The sequence below is a fragment of the Luteolibacter pohnpeiensis genome, from assembly GCF_016595435.1.
GTDB lineage: Bacteria > Verrucomicrobiota > Verrucomicrobiia > Verrucomicrobiales > Akkermansiaceae > Luteolibacter > Luteolibacter pohnpeiensis.
On record NZ_JAENIJ010000114.1, the window covers coordinates 1 to 1,517 of the forward strand.

General features: G+C 50.8%; 2 protein-coding genes. Both read left to right on the plus strand.

Going from position 1 to position 1,517, the window contains the following annotated elements:
- Positions 1-106: 106 nt before the first annotated feature.
- A complete protein-coding gene (locus JIN85_RS20400; protein WP_200274324.1) occupies positions 107-724 on the plus strand; it encodes a hypothetical protein in 618 nt (205 codons plus the stop codon).
- A 92-nt stretch (positions 725-816) separates the two neighbouring features.
- Entirely contained in the window at positions 817-1,365 is a 549-nt protein-coding gene (locus JIN85_RS20405) for a hypothetical protein (protein ID WP_200274326.1), read from the plus strand.
- The last annotated feature ends 152 nt before the right edge of the window (positions 1,366-1,517 follow it).

The following is a 1,517-nucleotide window of genomic DNA, read 5'->3' on the forward strand; positions in this document are numbered from 1 at the left end:
CAGTCCAGAACAAGGCGGCACATCCGACGGCGATCAGCCTGTGAGTTGACTTTGATGCTTTTCTCGCGCCGCAGATGGCCTTATACGTTCGGCAGAAAATTAGAAGATGATTCCATACTCTCATGTGATTGACATCCCAAAGGTTCACCCTTTCGACACGGAACATCGCTGGACGACGTTTCTTGGTGAGTTCGTGCTACCGATTGTTCAGGGGCGTGATTTACTTTACTGGTTTTCATATTACGGAGATTTCGCGAGGTTTAGAGTTTACACCAAAGATCGCTCGGTGACTTTGGATATTAGTCATTTGATTGGTGAGTTGGGTTTGTCGTATCGGATAGTGAACGGAGAGCGGGAAGAGAAGAACCTGACTCTGGAGGAAGATTTAGGCGGAGGTCGTTTCCTTGGCACAGAGCGCACTGATTTAAAGCCTCTTGATCGCGCGTTGAAGGTTCTAAATCTGGTTCATGCTGGTGCAGAACTTTTTCTTCATTCGCTTGTGAAGGATGGGGATTATTGGCGGGAGGAAGTGAATCAAGACGCCAACCAAAATCCGTTTGGCTCTGCCAGTCGAAGCTACATCCATCTCTTGCACAATCTGACTCAATCGCCTGTTGGTATCGTGGCGTTTCAATCCAATTCCGCCCTTCATTTGGAGTCAGAATATTCCTTTTCATATAGGAATCCACAGCCTCAGTATCAGGCATTTCGTGTCCATGTATAGTCAACTCAGAATCAACCAAGCCGAACAAGGCGGTGGACTCAACGGCTTTCAGCCGTGAGTCACCTTTGACGTTAGCTCCAGAAATAAAGTCTATGCGCTATTTGCTCTTAACTGCCGCCTCAGTCTTGCTGATTTGCAGCACGGCTAGAGCCAGCGAGGACGCGATTACCTACACCGTCCAGGCGCTTACGGGTCTGGCGGGTGACACACCGAGATTCGAGAAGGTATATTGTCACGACCGATACGCGATGTCCGGAGAGCCCACTTCAATGGCATTCATTTGCTCCCCGCATTTCCCGCCCACAAACTCGAAGGAGAAGATGGAGGATCACAACCTCCTGTCCGCGGCAGGAATCAGGATCAGCGGGACACTAACCAACGAAGGAGTAGTCATCACGCTCGATGCATCGAAGCTAACCATCCCGAAAAGTTTGTACGATGGCACGGAGGAGTCACTGATTGTATTCGCTTTGGAGTGCATCCGAATGACCGCCAATCTGAATCGCATCGAGAGCTATTCCCTGAAGGTGGTTGCGACTGCCGAACTCGATGGCGCGGCGCAGCAGCTCAAGGAGAAGTTCGTTGTGCACGACAAATCGAAGCGATTTGCGATCCATCCCGCTGACGAACCCAACCAATAATAAGAAGAGCTAACAAGATGCCACAGGCAACGGGCATTCGCCCGTGCCTGGACATTGAACGTTCTACTGAAAATGATCAGGCCACTACATACTGCGGTTGCGACGGTGCTGGCATGCGGAGCGTGTTTCGCTGCGCCGGTCTCCTCGGACAC